The sequence below is a fragment of the Achromobacter spanius genome, from assembly GCF_039673305.1.
GTDB lineage: Bacteria > Pseudomonadota > Gammaproteobacteria > Burkholderiales > Burkholderiaceae_B > Achromobacter > Achromobacter spanius_F.
In genome coordinates this window covers 1-14230 of sequence record NZ_JBDJLJ010000088.1, presented here as the reverse complement: position 1 = coordinate 14230, position 14230 = coordinate 1, and the positions used below count along the sequence as shown (strand labels likewise).

Below are 14230 nucleotides of genomic sequence, written 5' to 3'. Positions count from 1 at the left end.
GGCGCGGCGGCGCGGGGGGCCCCCCCGCCGCCGGGGGCTGGGTGGGCGGGGCCGCCCCGCCCCCCCCCCACGACGGCATGGAACAGCGACGGACATTCCAGATGCGCGGCATGGCCGCTGTCAGGCAGGACGCAAAGGCTGCCGCCAGGCAGCGCCGCCCGCAAGGCCAGCGCCGACGGCAGCGGATGGCTGCGTTCGTATTCGCCCAGGATCACCAGCGCCGGCGCGCGCACACTGGCCAAGGACGGCGTGAAATCCACGCCCTGCACCGCCGCCATCATCGACGCCGCGCCCGCCGCGCTCATGGCCATGCCGTCTTCCAGGCAGCCCGCGTAGGCCGGGTGCGCATCCCAGTCCCGAAACCAGGTCGCCAGGATGCGCCGGGCGGCGGCCTGCGGTCCCTCCGCATGCAGGCGCGACAGCGTTGTGTCGATGGATTCGAAGCGCGCGGCCGGATCCACGCGCGCCCCCGCCCCATACAGCACCGCACGGCCCACCCGCGCCGGCGCATCGCACAGCAATTGCTGCGCCACGAAGCCGCTGAACGAATGCCCCAGCACGTCGAAGGTATCGATGCCCAGGCGGTCCGCCAGCGCAAGGAGCGCCTGCGCGTAGGCGGGCAGGCCCTGCAGCGCGCGAGCCGCCACGCCGCGGCCGAAGCCCGGCCAGTCCGGGGCGATCACGTCGTGCCTGTCGGCCAGCGCGGCGCCCAAGTCCCGCCAGATGGCCGACGAGGAACAGAAGCCATGCAGCAGGAACAGGGGCCGGCCCGACCCGCGCCGCGTGAATTCCATGGTGCGACCGCCTAGTTGTCCAGCACCACGCCGGAGTCGCGCACCACGGATTGCCACTGGGCCGCCTCGCGCCGCCAGGCCGCGCCAAACTCGGACGGCGTGTCCCGCCCGGGCACGAAGCCATTGGCCAGGTAAGCCTGGCGCACCTCCGGCAGGCCCAGCACGTCGTGCAGCGCGCCGGCAAAGCGCGCGACGCGGTCGGCGGGCGTGCCCTTGGGCGCCGCAAAGCCCCACCAGTTGCCCTGCACGGCATCCGGCATGCCGGCCTGGGCGGCGGTAGGCACGTCGGGCAGGCCGGCGAACCGCTCCGGCGCCGCCACGGCCAGCGCGCGCACCTTGCCCTGCGGCATGTAGGCGGCCGCGATGCTGTAGCCGCCGATGTAGAGCTGGATTTCGTTGGCGAGCAACGCCTGCACGCCCGGCGCCGAGCCCCGGTAGGCAATGTGCGTCATGTCCGCTCCCATCGCCTTGGACAACCGGTAGCCCGACAGATGCGGTGTGGTGCCCATGCCGGGCGATCCATAGTTCAGTTTGCCGGTCTGGGCGCGCGCGTAGCGTTGGAACTGCGCGTAGTCGGATGCCGGCACTTGCGCGCCGATGTAGATGAACGCCGGCACGTCCGCCAGCTTGCCCACCGGTTCCAGGTCGGCAATCGGGTCGAAGCCCAGCTTGCGGTACAGGAACTGGTTGATGACGAAGTTGTTGGTGGCGCCCAGCACCAGCGTGTAGCCGTCCGGCTTGGCGCGCGCGACTTCCTGCGCGCCGATGTTGCCGCCCGCGCCCGTCTTGTAGTCCACCACCACGGGCTGTCCCAGGCGCTTTTCCAGCAGCGGCTGGATCTGGCGCAAGGCGATGTCGCCCGCGGCGCCCGGCGCGTAGGGCAGCACCACGCGGATGGGATGTTCGGGATACTGCGCCCTGGCGGCTGGCGCCGCGGCGACGGCGAGGACAAGCAGGACAGATACGGCACAAGATCGGTACGGCATCGTATTCTCCCTGGCCGCGCGGGCATCGGCGGCCGGCCATGCGTCGTCGCGGAAACTACAGGTCGATACGCATCAGGTCGTGGGCCAGCCTGAGCGGACCCGTGTAATTCTTGCGGATGTCGGCCACGATCTCGTCCATCAGGTGCGGCCCCATGAGGTCGACGGGCAGGTGCTTGGCCGCCGCGCGCTTGAGCACCGGGCTGGTGGAATCGAAGTGGCCAAAGTGCGTGGCCACCAGGCTCTTCACATTGGCCTCGCGCGCGATCTTGCCCAGGTCCGTCGGGCTGGTGTGGGCATAGGTGCCCACGCCGGTCTTGGCGCGATGCGCGATGAACGATTCCGGAAAGGTGCACTCGTGGATCAGCAGGTCGGCGTCCCTGGCCAGGCGCACCATGGCCTCACAGGGCGCCGTGTCGCCGCTGAAGGCGATGACCTTGCCTTCCGCCTCGACGCGCACGCCGAAGCATTCGCAGACATCCCGCGGAATGTGCTCCACCCAGTCCACCGAGATGCGCACCTTGTCGTCCTCGAACACGACGCCCGGCTTGACCTCGCGCACCTCCGGCCGCATCGCCTCCAGGTTGCGCTGGCGCACCGGATAGGCGGCGCGCGCCTGGAAATCGGTGTGGTAGGCGCCGTTCTCGAACAGGTGGTCGACGAAGTGCTTCGTGCCTTTGGGGCCCAGCACCAGCGGCGAACCTTCCTTGTTGAGGATCCAGCTGGAAATGACGAAGTACGGGTAGTCGCAGATGTGGTCGTGATGCAGGTGGGTCAGGAACACGAAGCCCACCTTGGCGGGATCGACGTTGGCGCGGACCATCTGCCGCGTGGCGCCCTCCCCGCAGTCGAACAGGTAGTGCCTGTCATCGTCCAGCGTCAGCAGAATGGCTGACTGCGCGCGGTCGGGATCCGGCAACGCGGCTCCGGTACCCAGCATGGTGATCTTCATCGGCAATCCTCTTTGGTCGGGAACGGACTATCGGGTTGAATTCCAGGCCAGTATAGGAAGGGAGTGCATACCCATTGATCAATTATTAGAATGCTGTGAAAACCTGTTGGAATCACCGTCGCCATGCCTGTCAGCCCCCGGATTCCCGATCTGCGCCACATCAGCGGCCGCCTGCGCCTGCGCCACCTGGACCTGCTGCAGGCCCTGTACACGCTGGGAAGCGTGCACAAGGCCGCGGCGCGCCTGGGCATGACGCAACCCGCCGCCAGCAAGCTCCTGCTGGAACTCGAGGACATGTTCGGCGTCGCGCTCTTCGTGCGCTCGCGGCGGGGCATCACCCCCACGGCCTTCGGACACGCCCTGGCCAGCAAGACGGACGTCCTGCTGGCCGACCTGGCCGGCGCCCGCAACGAGATCGCCGCGCTGGCGGCGGGCGCCCGCGGCCGGATCCGCGTCGGGGTGCAGCCGGTGGCGCTGCCGGTGCTGGTGCCGCGCGCCATCCAGCGCATGCGCCTGGATCATCCCGGCGTCACCGTCATGCTGCACGAGGGCGCGCACGACGCGCTGCTGGCAAGCCTGGCGCGCGGCGAGCTCGATTGCGTGCTGGGACGGCTGATGCTGAACGCGGCCCAGGCCGTCTTCCGCACCGAGGTGCTGTACGACGAGCCGATCTGCGTGGTGGCGCGCACGGGCCATCCGCTGGCGCGGTCCACCCGGATCACCGCCGCCGCCCTCGCCCGCCAGGACTGGATCCTGCCGCCGCCCGACGCGCCGCTGCGCCAGCGCATCGACGCCTATTTCGCGCAGCAGGGCCTGGCCCTGCAGGCGCCGGTCGCGGAATCCGTGTCGCTGCTGGCCAACGAGGTGCTGCTGCGCGGGGCGGACATGCTGGCGGCGATGCCCCGCGCCGTCGCCCACCACTACGCCGACCTCGGTGTGCTGGCCATCCTGAAGTTCAAGCCCGACTGGAGCCTGCCGGCCGTGGGCGTGGTGCAGCGCGCGCACGTGGAGCCCGCGCCGGCGCTGACGCAATTCCTGGAAGCCCTGCGCGGCGAGGCCCGCGCGCTGCAGGGCGGCGCTGAATGACAACGCCCTGGCGGACGCCCGAGTGAAAAATGCACCGGCAGGCGCCTGAATGAAAAAACGCACCCGAGGGTGCGTTTGGTGCCATGAGGGCGGATTGGATCAGGAACGCCCGGCGAGGCTGCCGCCGCCGTCCACGCCCAGCACCTGGCCCGTGATGAAGCCGGCGTCGTCCGACAACAGGAAGGCGATGGCCGCGGCCACTTCGGCCGGCGTGCCCAGGCGCTTCATGGGCACGGACGCCAGGGCGCGCTTTTCGTTTTCGCTGCCGGCCGGGCGGGTGGCGCGGAACATTTCGGTTTCGATCGGGCCGGGCGCGACCGCGTTGGCCGTGACGCCGTATTCGGCCAGTTCGAGCGCCCACGTGCGGGTGCAGCCCACCAGCGCGCTCTTGGCGGCCGAATAGGCGGTGCGCTCCAGCCCGCCATGGATGGCGCGGCTGACGACGTTGACGATGCGGCCGGCGCGGCGCACCTTCATGGATTCGATGAATGCCTGGGTGACCTGCACCGCCACGCGCACGTTCAGGTCCAGCACGTTGTACAGGGTGGCCAGGTCGATTTCGCCCAGCGGCTGCGGCGACACGATGCCAACGTTGTTGACCACGGCATCGACGGGGAATTTCTCGCGGATTTCGCGCAGCACTTCTTCGGTGCGGCCGGCGTCAGCCAGGTCACAGGCGTACAGGTAGCCCGGGAAGTCGACATCCGTCGTGTTGCGCGCAATGCCAACCACGTGACAGCCCATGTCGGACAACCGCTGAGTAAGCGCCCAGCCTATGCCTTTGGTGGCGCCCGTAATGAGCACGCATTTGTCCTTCATGGATTGAACCTCGCAGTCTGTAATCTTGGTCAAAAACGGGCGCTTGAGCGCCCGGTTTCCCCAGTAGACACCATCCGGCGTCGCCTGTCTTGTAAATCGAGTGGCAATTATTGCACTCCGGACGCCCCGGCTCAGGCGTCGCGGGTGACCGGCACGCGGGGGGCTAGCGCGCAGAGCAGCTCGTAGCCGATGGTGCCGGCCGCGCTGGCCACTTCGTCGACCGAGGGGCCGTCTTCGCCCCAGAGCGACACGGGCGACCCGACGCCCGCGGCAGGCACGGGCCCCAGGTCGACGACCAGCATGTCCATCGACACCCGCCCCAGCAGCTGGGTGCGGATGCCCGCCACCACCACCGGCGTGCCGGTGGTGGCGTGGCGGGGATAGCCGTCAGCGTAGCCGCAGGCCACGATGCCGATGCGCATGGCGCGCTCGGCGCGGAAGATCGCCCCGTAGCCGACCGAGTCGCCTGCCTTGATCTCCTGCACGGCGATGATCTCGGAGCTGAGCGACATGGCCGGCTTCAGGCCGAAGGCCGACGCCTCGGCATCCGCGAACGGCGATGCCCCATACAGGCAGATGCCGGGCCGCACCCAATGGGTCTGGGTTTCGGATCCGACGGCAATGTCGGCGAAGCGCAGCGCGGCGGCGGAATTGCAGACGCTGATGGCGCCCGGCATCTTATGCGTCACCGAATTGAACACGCTGAGCTGTTCGTTGACGCCCTGGGGGCCGTCGGCGCACGCGAAATGGGTCATCTTGCCCACCGAACCCAGCGTGCCCTGCTGCTGCAGCAGCATCGCGCGTTCATGGGCGGCGGGGTAGGCGGCCGGGCTGAAGCCCAGCCGGTTCATGCCTGTGTTGAGCTTGAGCATGATGTCCACGCGGCGCGAAAAGCGGGCGCGGGCCAGCATGTCGAGCTGCTCGCGGTGGTGCACGGTGGTGCTCAGGTGGTAGCGGTCGACGATGTCCAGGTCGGAGCGGCTGAAAAAGCCCTCGAGCAGCAGGATCGGCCCGCCCCAGCCCGCCTCGCGGCAGCGCACGGCTTCGTCCAGGTCCAGCATTGCCAGGCCCTGCGCCTTCGAGAACCCCGCCACCGCCTGTTCGATGCCATGGCCGTACGCGTTGGCCTTGATGACGGCCCAGATCGAGGGCGGCACCCCGGAGGCGGCGGCGGCGGTCTGGTCGAGGTGGCGGCGCACGGCGGCAAGGTTGTGCGCAAGGGCAGAAATGGAAACGGTGGCGGATATTGGGCGCGGCATGGTGTGGGATCCTGTGGCGTTCAAGTCTAACTGATCCCCGCGCTGGCGGCATGGCGTCAAGCCAGGCGCAAACGACTACTCTAAAATGGGTCCTGCGCCGTCCACGAGTCCCGTCCATGTCCATCGATCACTACGAGAATTTTCCCGTCGCCTCGCTGCTGCTGCCGCGCAGGCTGCGCGGCGCCGTGACCGACATCTACCGGTTCGCCCGCGCCGCCGACGACATCGCCGACGAAGGCAGCGCGACCGACGAAGAACGACTCGCCCAACTGGCCGCGTTCCGCACCGAACTGCACCGCATCGGCGCCGAACCCGGCACGCCCCCGCCGCCGGGGCTGCCGCCGTTGTCCGATATCTTTTCGCCGCTTGCCCAGACCATCGCCCGGCACCAGTTGCCCATCACGCCCTTCTACGACCTGCTGTCCGCCTTCGAGCAGGACATCTCGGTCAAGCGCTACGAGGACTACACCGCGCTCACGGACTACTGCACCCGGTCGGCCAATCCGGTCGGGCGGCTGATGCTGCACCTGTTCGAAGCCAGCACGCCGCAGAACATCGCCGAATCGGACGCCATCTGCACCGGCCTGCAGCAGGTGAATTTCTGGCAGGACGTGCGGGTGGACTGGCACAAGCAGCGGGTCTACCTGCCGCAGGAAGACCTGCGCCGGCACGGGGTGTCCGACGAGGACCTGGCCGCCTGCCGCCTGACGCCCGCGTGGCGCGAGCTGATGGCGTTCGAAGTGGAGCGCACCCGGGCGCTGCTACACTTCGGCGCTCCGCTGGCGCGCCGCCTGCCGGGCCGCATCGGCCTGGAGCTGCGCATGGTGGTGCAAGGCGGGCTGCGCGTTCTGGAGCGTATCGAGGCGAGCGGCTACGATGTATTCATGAATCGCCCCGAATTGGGCGCCAAAGACTGGGCCATCATGTTGTGGCGCTCCATCAAGTAACAGGCCGTGCCTAATGACCCCTGACGAGTATTGCCAGGAGAAAGCCGCCAAAAGCGGTTCCAGCTTCTACTATTCCTTTCTGTTCCTGCCGCCCGAACGCCGGCGCGCCATCACGGCCCTGTACGCGTACTGCCGCGAAGTGGACGACGTGGTCGACGAATGCACCGACCCGTCGCTGGCCCGCATCAAGCTGGCCTGGTGGCGCACGCAGGTCGACCAGATGTTCGACGGCAAGCCCGACCACCCCGTCACCCGGGCGCTGCAGCCGCACCTGCAAAGCTGTTCCATTACCCGCGACCGCCTGCTGGCCGTGGTGGACGGCATGGAAATGGACCTGGACCAGACCCGCTACCTGGACTGGCCAGGCCTGCGCAAGTATTGCTGGCATGCGGCCGGCGTGGTGGGCGAGCTGTCCGCCGGCGTGTTCGGCTATTCCGACCCCAAGACCCTGGTGTATGCGGAAAAGCTGGGCCTGGCGTTCCAGATGACCAACATCATCCGCGACGTCGGCGACGACGCCCGCCGCGGCCGCATCTACATCCCGGTCAACGACATGCAGCAGTTCGAGGTCAAGGCGTCGGACATCCTGAACGGCGAGTATTCGGAGCGCTTTAGCGCCCTGATGAAGTTCCAGGCCGACCGCGCCCGCGAGCTGTACCGCGAGGCGATGAGCAACCTGCCCGAATCCGACCGCCGCGCCCAGCGCCCGGGCTTGATGATGGCCGCCATCTACCATGCCCTGCTGGACGAGATCGAGCGCGACAACTGGCAGGTCCTGCACCAGCGCATCTCGCTCACGCCCCTGCGCAAACTCTGGCTCGCCTGGAAGACCTGGGTAAGCGGCGGACGCGGCCTGGTCCGCCGGTTGGCGCGGTGAAGGCCGCGGTCATCGGCGCAGGCTGGGCTGGCCTGGCGGCCAGCGTTGCCCTGCGCGAAGCAGGCGCCAAGGTCACGGTATTCGAGGCCGGCCACACCCCGGGCGGACGCGCGCGGCGCGTTTTCCACGGCGACTTCGACGCCCCGCTCGACAACGGCCAGCACCTGCTGTCCGGCGCCTACAAGCAGACCCTGGCGCTGATGCGCCGCGTGGGCCGCAATCCCGACGCCCTGCTGATGCGCCGGCCCCTGAAGCTGGCCAGCCTGGACGGCCGCTTCAACCTGTCCGCCCCGCGCCTGCCCGCGCCCCTGCACATGGCCGTGGCCATCCTGCGCGCGCGCGGCCTCTCGTGGAGCGACCGCCTGGCCGCGCTGCGCCTCATGCGCGGCCTGAAAGCCATGTCCTGGACGCCCCCGCGCGACTGGACCGTGCTGCATCTGCTGCACTATCACGCGCAGTCCGATGCGCTGATCCGCCAGATCTGGGACCCGCTCTGCCTGGCCGCCCTGAATACGCCGATCGCCACCGCCAGCGCCGCGCTCTTTGCCCGGGTGCTGCGCGACGCCCTGGCCGGCAGCCGCGAAGACAGCGACCTGCTGCTGCCCTGCACGGACCTGTCGGCGCTGTGGCCGGACGCCGCCGCGCGCCAGGTCACCATGCGCTATGGCAGCACGGTGCGCCAGCTGCACCCGTCCAACGACGGCATCGACATCAACCACGAACGCTTCGACGCCGCCGTGCTGGCCGTGCCGCCCACGTTTGCCGCGCGCCTGCTGGATGCGCCCCTGCGCGAGGCCGGCGCCACGGGCCTGCTCGATGCCCTGAAAGCCTTCGACTACCTGCCCATCGCGACGCTGAACGTGCGCCTGGCCGGCCCCTGGCGCCTGCCCGAGCCCATGATGATGCTGCGCGAGGACGCGGCCCGCGGCCACGCGGGCCAGTGGCTGTTCGACCGCGCCCAGCTGGCCGGCGACACCAAGGCCGGAGAACTGGCCGTGGTGGCCAGCGCGGCCAGCGGCATCGGCGAACGCAACCGCCGCCAGGCCATCGAAGCGATGATCGACCAGGTCGCCGAACAGGCCGCCAGCCATCCGCTGCGGCTGCCGCCCATGCCCGAGGTATCGGCGGCGGAGCTGTTCATCGAAAAGCGCGCCACCTTCGCGGCGGTGCCGGGCCTGCACCGGCCGCTGAACTCCACGCCCTGGCCGACCCTGGCTTTGGCTGGCGACTGGACCGACACCGGCTACCCGGGCGTGCTGGAAGGCGCGGTGCGCAGCGGCCTGCAGGCAGCGCGCGTGCTCAATCCCCGAGCGAACTGAAGTGGCGCGGCGGACCTGGCCATCCGCCCGCCAGACCTCCTATACTTGTATTGTCCTCAATACAACATATCAGGAGACAAATCATGCCGGGACTGCATCGTTTCACCGCGGGCTGCGCGCTGTTGGGCGCGCTCGCATTGCCGCTCGCCCCTGCCCTGGCGCAGGGCGACGCCATCAGGCTGGTCGTGGGCGCGCCGCCGGGCGGCACTACCGATACCGTGGCGCGCAGCATCGCGCAGCACATGACGCTGGATCTGAAGCGCCCCGTCGTGGTCGAGAACAAGCCGGGCGCCGGCGGCAACATCGCCGCCGACTACGTCGCCAAGAGCAATCCCGACGGCAACACGCTGCTGGTCACCTTCACCAGCTTTTCCATCAACGCCACGCTCTACCGCAAGCTGCCGTTCGATCCGGTGGCCGATTTCACGCCCATCAGCATGCTGGCCAACGTGCCCAGCGTGCTGGTCGTGCGCAAGGATTTTCCGGCCCGCACCATGCCGGAGTTCGTGTCGCTGGTGAAGGCCAGCCCCGGCAAGCACACGATGGCGCTGGGCGCGATCGGCTCATCGCTGCACATGGCCGGCGAGCGCATGAAGATGATGGCGGGCCTGGACATCCTGAACGTGCCGTACAAGGGAACGGCCCCGGCCATCACGGATCTGCTGGGCGGCCAGGTGGACATGATGTTCGCCAGTTCGCTCAATGCGGTGCCGCACATCAAGAGCGGCGCGCTCAGGGCCCTGGGCGTCACCAGCCCGCAGGCGCTGCCGCAGTTCCCCGGCGTGCCGCCCATCGGCGATACCATCAAGGGCTTCGAATCCAACGCGTGGTTCGCGCTGTTCGGCCCGGCCAGGCTGCCCGCCGACAAGCTGGCGGCGCTGAACGCCGCCGCGCGCAAGGCGGTCGATACGCCCGAGTTCCGCCAACTGCTGGAACGCGAGGCCGCCAGCGCCGTCAGCAGCAGCCCGGAAGAGCTGGGCGCCTTCGTGCGCCAGGACATCGAACGCTACGCCGAGATCGTCAGGTTCACCGGCGCAACGGCCGATTGAACGTTTCTTCCAGGAGCCCCGCCCATGTCCGCCAGCCCGCTGCCGCTTTATCACAAGGTCTACCTGCTGCTGAAGCAGCGCCTGCTGGCGGGCGGATTCGCCATGGACGCCGCGATGCCGGGCGAGAACGCGCTGGCGGCCGAATACGGCGTATCGCGCCTGACCATCCGGCGCTCGCTCGACGCGCTGCAGTCCGACGGCCTGATCGAGCGCCGCCAGGGGCGCGGCACTTTCCCCGCCCGGCCCGCGAAGCAGCAGTCCACCCCGCGCGATGCCGGCATCGACGCCCTGATGGCCCACCTGGCCCGCATGGGCATGCATACGCAGGTGCGCCTGCTGGAATTGGACACCGCGCCCGCGGGGCCCCTGGTGGCGGCGCGCCTGGAACTGGCGGTGGGCGCCCCGGTGCAGCGCGCCGTGCGGGTGCGCAGCCACGAAGGCGAGCCGTTCTCGCACCTGACCACCTTCGTGCCCGATGAGATCGGCCGGCGCATCCTGCGCGAGGACCTGGGATCCAAGCCGCTGCTGGCCATTTTCCGAGACCTGGGCGTGCGGGTCGCACACGCCGAGCAATCGATTTCCGCCGTGCTGGCGGAGCCGGACGTGGCCGAGCCGCTGGACGTGCCGGTGGGCTCCGCCCTGCTCAGCCTGCATCGGGTGGTGCGCGACGAATCGGGGCGCCCCGTCGAATGGCTGCACGCCCAGTACCGGCCCGACCGGTATGAATATCGGATGAACATGCAGGCGCACGACCTGCCCGGCCAGCCGACCTGGCTGCCCGCCGCCGTCGCCCCGCCCAAGCAGGCTTGAAACGCCTGCGGGCGCGGCCAGCGGGAAATCCTGCCGCCTAGCGCAGCAGGCTGGCCGTGGCGATGCCCGCCGCCGTCAACGCCAGCGAACCGGCCAGGCTGACGCCCGCGTAGCCCAGCGCGCTGACATAGGCGCCGCGCTCCAGCATCCCCACCGTCTCGGCCGAGAACGTGGAAAACGTGGTCAGGCCGCCCATGAAGCCCGTGATGGCGCCCAGCCGTACCCACGCCGGCCATTCCGGATGGCCGGCCACCAGCGCCAGCACCAGGCCGACGAGGTAGCCACCCGCCAGGTTCACCGCGAAGGTGCCCCAGGGCCAGGATTCGACATTGAGCCACAGGCTGACCAGCCAGCGGGTCCAGGCGCCCAGGATGGCGCCCAGGCCCACGGCCAGGAAATTCAGGGGAACCAGCGTTTGATAGACGGACATTGAGGGTCAGGAATCGGCGTGTTGCTTGAGGCGGAAGGAAAAGACGAGCAGCAGTATGCCGAAAAACACCGCATAGATGCCGATCACCCATACCAGCGCCAGCGCGCCCGCGCCCGGCTGCATGATCAGCATGGCGCCGAAAATGACGGACACCAGGCCGGCCAGTCCCAGCAGCCACTCGTTGCGGATGGCCTTGCGAAAGCGCACCGCCGCGATGATCTGGAACACGCCGGCCACCACCGCCCAGATCGCGATGATGTAGAGCAGGATCAGCGCGGTCAGTCCCGGCCACAGGAAGGTCACGATGCCCGCCGCCACGCCCAGCAGGCCCACGATGATCAGCGCCCACAGCGGCTTGCCGTGGTCCCGGATGCGGAACCCGGCGATAAGCGCCAGGACGCCGTCCACCAGCGCGAAGGCGCCCCACACCAGCACCAGCGCCGACAGTGTGATGGCCGGCATGAACATGGCCATGAAACCGAACAGGATGGCGACGACGCCGCGAAGCGCCACCCATCCCCAATGACGACCGATCTGATCCACGACTTGCTGTTGCAGCATGACGACCTCCGGTGTTTGCAAAGGGTGGCCTATCTTATCCCCGCCGGACGGCAGGCGCACGCGGCCGCCCCCGCCCCGTCCGGTCCGGCCGCCCGTCCGCGGCCGAAATCGATTGAAATTTCCCTGCGCGCGCGGACCTCGCTTTTATAAGAGTAATTCTCATTAAATGTTAGAATCCGCGGCTTCCCGCCTGTTATTCCATGGACACCCAACCCACTCCCCGCCGCCGGGCCTACTGGCTCAAGACACTGCATCAGTGGCACTGGATCAGCTCTGCACTCTGCCTGCTGGGAATGCTGTTGTTCGCGGTTACGGGGCTGACGCTGAACAACGCCTCGCACATCGAATCCAAGGCCGTGGTGACCAGCCGCGAGGCGCACCTGCCTGACGCCGTGCTCAAGCAACTGTCCGCGGCTCCCGACCTCAAGAAGGCCCCCCTGCCCGCCCCCGTGGCGCAATGGCTGGACGACGCGCTGGACGCGTCCACGGCCGGCAGGACCGCCGAGTGGTCCGCCGACGAGGTCTACCTGTCGCTGCCGCGCGCCGGCGGCGATGCCTGGCTGTCCATCGACCGCGCCAGCGGCGACGTGGAATACGAACGCACCGACCGCGGCTGGATCTCCTACCTGAACGACCTGCACAAGGGCCGCAATACCGGCCTGGCCTGGAGCTGGTTCCTGGACATCTTCGCCATCGCCTGTCTGGTGTTTTCGCTGACCGGCCTGGTGCTGCTCAAGATGCACGCCGGCAACCGCAGCGCGACCTGGCCCATGGTCGGGCTGGGCCTGGTGATCCCGCTGGTGCTGGCCCTGCTGTTCATTCACTGATTCCATCGATCCGCCCTGGAGAATTCCATGCGCAAGTTGCTGTTGTCGGCCCTGTTGGCCGGCCTGATTGCCCGAACGGCCCAAGCGGCCGACATCGGCCTGTCCATCGAGGTGCCGCGCCTGGACGTGGCCGAGTACCACCGCCCCTACGTGGCGATCTGGATCGAGAACCCCGACCAGAGCGTCGCCACCGATCTGGCGGTCTGGTACGACGTGGCCAAGAAGAACAACGAAGGCACCGAGTGGCTCAAGGACATGCGCCAGTGGTGGCGCCGCAGCGGCCGCAACCAGCAGTTCCCGGTGGACGGCGTCAGCGGCGCGACCAAGCCCGTGGGCAAGCACGCCCTGAGCTTCGACGCGGCCAGCAAGCCGCTGTCCCGGCTCAAGCCCGGCCAGTACGCCGTGGTGGTGGAAGCGGCGCGCGAAGTCGGCGGCCGCGAGCTGGTGCGCATCCCCTTCCAGTGGCCGCCGCAGAAGGCCGAGCAGCTGGCCGCGCGCGGCGAACACGAACTGGGCGCCATCGCGCTCGACCTCAAGCCCTGAACCCTACCCCGCCCTTTAGGAACGCAACGATGAAATCCGCCGCCAAACTGGCCGCCGCCCTGGCGCTGTGCCTGCCCTTTGCCGCCCAAGCGCATGACGTCTGGATCGTGCCGTCCTCGACGGTGCTGTCGGGCACCGACAGCTGGGTCACCGTGGACGCCGCCGTCGGCAACGACAAGTTCTATTTCAACCACGCGCCGCTGCGCCTGGACGGCCTGGCCGTCACCGCGCCGGACGGCAGCGCCGCCGAAGCCGAGAACGTCAACCGCGGCAAGCTGCGCAGCACCTTCGACCTGCAGCTCAAGCAGAGCGGCACCTATCGCGTGGCCGTGGTCAACGACGGCGTGTTCGCGCGCTGGAAGGAAGACGGCAAGAACAAGCGCTACTTCGGCAAGGCCGAGGGCCTGGCGCAGGCCGTGCCCGCCAAGGCCGACGAGCTGGAAGTCTCGCAAAGCCTGGGCCGCGTCGAAACCTTCGTGACCGCCGGCAAGCCGTCGGCCGTCAAGCCCGTGGGCCGCGGCCTGGAGCTGGCGCCCGTGACGCACCCGAACGACCTGTTCACCGACGAGCCCGCCACGTTCCAGATGCTGCTGGACGGCAAGCCCGCCGCCGACCTGGAAGTGAACGTCGTGCCCGGCGGCAGCCGCTATCGCGACAAGGTCGGCGAAATCCAGTTGAAGACCGACAAGGACGGCAAGTTCTCGGTGAAGTGGCCGCAGCCCGGCCTGTACTGGATCGAAGCCGGCATGGAAGACGCCAAGGTCAGCGTGCCGCAGGCCAAGAAGCGCCGCCTGTCGTACGCCGGCACCGTCGAAGTGCTGCAGCCCTGAGCAGCGGCTGCGCGCGTGGCGAACGCCCCTTCCTACGCCCAGCGCGGCGCGCCGGCCCCGGCCGTGCGCGTCGCCTATGGCGCCATGCCGGCGCGGCCCGCCGCGCTGGCCGGCGCCACCATGGGCACCACCTGGGCCGCGCGC

The 14230-nt window shown here is 69.0% G+C and carries 16 protein-coding genes; 9 read left to right on the top strand and 7 right to left on the bottom strand.

What is annotated here, in order from left to right; genetic code table 11:
- From ABE485_RS29955 to ABE485_RS29945, 3 genes are all read right to left on the bottom strand, one after another.
- On the bottom strand, nt 1-794 hold a 794-nt coding region (locus tag ABE485_RS29955), incomplete at its 3' end, for an alpha/beta fold hydrolase (protein WP_346518892.1).
- A gap of 11 nt (nt 795-805) precedes the next feature.
- Nucleotides 806-1780 carry a Bug family tripartite tricarboxylate transporter substrate binding protein gene (locus ABE485_RS29950; protein WP_346518891.1) on the bottom strand — a complete coding sequence of 325 codons (975 nt, stop codon included), beginning with the start codon at nt 1778-1780 and terminating at the stop codon, nt 806-808.
- A gap of 55 nt (nt 1781-1835) precedes the next feature.
- Nucleotides 1836-2729, bottom strand: a complete 894-nt coding sequence (locus ABE485_RS29945; protein ID WP_346518890.1) for an MBL fold metallo-hydrolase — start codon at nt 2727-2729, stop codon at nt 1836-1838.
- A gap of 123 nt (nt 2730-2852) precedes the next feature.
- On the opposite strand from ABE485_RS29945, the gene ABE485_RS29940 reads away from it, so the two are divergent.
- Nucleotides 2853-3815, top strand: coding sequence for a LysR family transcriptional regulator (locus ABE485_RS29940; protein WP_346518889.1), 963 nt, complete (start codon nt 2853-2855; stop codon nt 3813-3815).
- A 99-nt stretch (nt 3816-3914) separates the two neighbouring features.
- On the opposite strand, the gene ABE485_RS29935 is transcribed toward ABE485_RS29940, so the two are convergent.
- Both ABE485_RS29935 and alr read right to left on the bottom strand, forming a co-directional pair.
- A complete protein-coding gene (locus ABE485_RS29935) occupies nt 3915-4634 on the bottom strand; it encodes an SDR family oxidoreductase (protein ID WP_346518888.1) in 720 nt (239 codons plus the stop codon).
- Between the two features lie 131 nt (nt 4635-4765).
- The gene (alr, locus tag ABE485_RS29930) at nt 4766-5893 is read right to left on the bottom strand and encodes an alanine racemase (RefSeq protein WP_346518887.1); all 1128 of its coding nucleotides are present in this window, start codon (nt 5891-5893) and stop codon (nt 4766-4768) included.
- 116 nt (nt 5894-6009) lie between these two features.
- Between alr and hpnC the strand changes: the two genes are divergently transcribed.
- The 5 genes from hpnC to ABE485_RS29905 all read left to right on the top strand — a co-directional run bounded on the left by hpnC (nt 6010) and on the right by ABE485_RS29905 (nt 10895).
- Nucleotides 6010-6840, top strand: coding sequence for a squalene synthase HpnC (gene hpnC / locus ABE485_RS29925; protein WP_346518886.1), 831 nt, complete (start codon nt 6010-6012; stop codon nt 6838-6840).
- 13 nt (nt 6841-6853) lie between these two features.
- Nucleotides 6854-7717 carry a presqualene diphosphate synthase HpnD gene (gene hpnD, locus ABE485_RS29920; protein WP_346518885.1) on the top strand — a complete coding sequence of 288 codons (864 nt, stop codon included), beginning with the start codon at nt 6854-6856 and terminating at the stop codon, nt 7715-7717.
- A complete protein-coding gene (gene hpnE / locus ABE485_RS29915; protein WP_346518884.1) occupies nt 7714-9036 on the top strand; it encodes a hydroxysqualene dehydroxylase HpnE in 1323 nt (440 codons plus the stop codon). Before hpnD ends, hpnE begins: the two co-directional genes overlap by 4 nt.
- An 83-nt stretch (nt 9037-9119) precedes the next feature.
- The gene (locus ABE485_RS29910; protein WP_346518883.1) at nt 9120-10085 is read left to right on the top strand and encodes a tripartite tricarboxylate transporter substrate binding protein; all 966 of its coding nucleotides are present in this window, start codon (nt 9120-9122) and stop codon (nt 10083-10085) included.
- A gap of 24 nt (nt 10086-10109) precedes the next feature.
- On the top strand, nt 10110-10895 hold the full coding sequence (locus tag ABE485_RS29905; RefSeq protein WP_346518882.1) for a GntR family transcriptional regulator: 786 nt from the start codon (nt 10110-10112) through the stop codon (nt 10893-10895).
- Nucleotides 10896-10932: 37 nt separating this feature from the next.
- On the opposite strand, the gene ABE485_RS29900 is transcribed toward ABE485_RS29905, so the two are convergent.
- A complete protein-coding gene (locus ABE485_RS29900; protein WP_346518881.1) occupies nt 10933-11325 on the bottom strand; it encodes a fluoride efflux transporter CrcB in 393 nt (130 codons plus the stop codon).
- 6 nt (nt 11326-11331) lie between these two features.
- Nucleotides 11332-11886 carry an HdeD family acid-resistance protein gene (locus ABE485_RS29895; protein WP_346518880.1) on the bottom strand — a complete coding sequence of 185 codons (555 nt, stop codon included), beginning with the start codon at nt 11884-11886 and terminating at the stop codon, nt 11332-11334.
- A gap of 200 nt (nt 11887-12086) precedes the next feature.
- Here ABE485_RS29895 and ABE485_RS29890 point away from each other — a divergent pair, with 200 nt between their 5' ends.
- Genes ABE485_RS29890 through ABE485_RS29880 form a run of 3 tightly spaced genes read left to right on the top strand, consistent with a single transcriptional unit; the run spans nt 12087 to nt 14086 of the window.
- Complete coding sequence (locus tag ABE485_RS29890) at nt 12087-12713, top strand: PepSY-associated TM helix domain-containing protein (protein ID WP_346518879.1); 627 nt, start codon at nt 12087-12089, stop codon at nt 12711-12713.
- 27 nt (nt 12714-12740) lie between these two features.
- Nucleotides 12741-13256: a DUF2271 domain-containing protein gene (locus ABE485_RS29885; protein ID WP_346518878.1), complete on the top strand. Its 516-nt coding sequence runs from the start codon at nt 12741-12743 to the stop codon at nt 13254-13256.
- Nucleotides 13257-13285: 29 nt separating this feature from the next.
- Nucleotides 13286-14086 (top strand): DUF4198 domain-containing protein, encoded by an 801-nt coding sequence (locus tag ABE485_RS29880; RefSeq protein ID WP_346518877.1) that lies wholly within the window; start codon nt 13286-13288, stop codon nt 14084-14086.
- Nucleotides 14087-14230: the final 144 nt, after the last annotated feature.

Excerpts from the sequence above, each read along its gene's own strand:
- ABE485_RS29950 (WP_346518891.1), bottom strand. The coding sequence starts at position 1,780 with ATGCCGTACCGATCTTGTGCCGTATCTGTCCTGCTTGTCCTCGCCGTC.
- ABE485_RS29945 (WP_346518890.1), bottom strand. The coding sequence starts at position 2,729 with ATGAAGATCACCATGCTGGGTACCGGAGCCGCGTTGCCGGATCCCGAC.
- ABE485_RS29940 (WP_346518889.1), top strand. The coding sequence starts at position 2,853 with ATGCCTGTCAGCCCCCGGATTCCCGATCTGCGCCACATCAGCGGCCGC.
- ABE485_RS29935 (WP_346518888.1), bottom strand. The coding sequence starts at position 4,634 with ATGAAGGACAAATGCGTGCTCATTACGGGCGCCACCAAAGGCATAGGC.
- alr (WP_346518887.1), bottom strand. The coding sequence starts at position 5,893 with ATGCCGCGCCCAATATCCGCCACCGTTTCCATTTCTGCCCTTGCGCAC.
- hpnC (WP_346518886.1), top strand. The coding sequence starts at position 6,010 with ATGTCCATCGATCACTACGAGAATTTTCCCGTCGCCTCGCTGCTGCTG.
- hpnD (WP_346518885.1), top strand. The coding sequence starts at position 6,854 with ATGACCCCTGACGAGTATTGCCAGGAGAAAGCCGCCAAAAGCGGTTCC.
- ABE485_RS29910 (WP_346518883.1), top strand. The coding sequence starts at position 9,120 with ATGCCGGGACTGCATCGTTTCACCGCGGGCTGCGCGCTGTTGGGCGCG.
- ABE485_RS29905 (WP_346518882.1), top strand. The coding sequence starts at position 10,110 with ATGTCCGCCAGCCCGCTGCCGCTTTATCACAAGGTCTACCTGCTGCTG.
- ABE485_RS29900 (WP_346518881.1), bottom strand. The coding sequence starts at position 11,325 with ATGTCCGTCTATCAAACGCTGGTTCCCCTGAATTTCCTGGCCGTGGGC.
- ABE485_RS29895 (WP_346518880.1), bottom strand. The coding sequence starts at position 11,886 with ATGCTGCAACAGCAAGTCGTGGATCAGATCGGTCGTCATTGGGGATGG.
- ABE485_RS29890 (WP_346518879.1), top strand. The coding sequence starts at position 12,087 with ATGGACACCCAACCCACTCCCCGCCGCCGGGCCTACTGGCTCAAGACA.
- ABE485_RS29885 (WP_346518878.1), top strand. The coding sequence starts at position 12,741 with ATGCGCAAGTTGCTGTTGTCGGCCCTGTTGGCCGGCCTGATTGCCCGA.
- ABE485_RS29880 (WP_346518877.1), top strand. The coding sequence starts at position 13,286 with ATGAAATCCGCCGCCAAACTGGCCGCCGCCCTGGCGCTGTGCCTGCCC.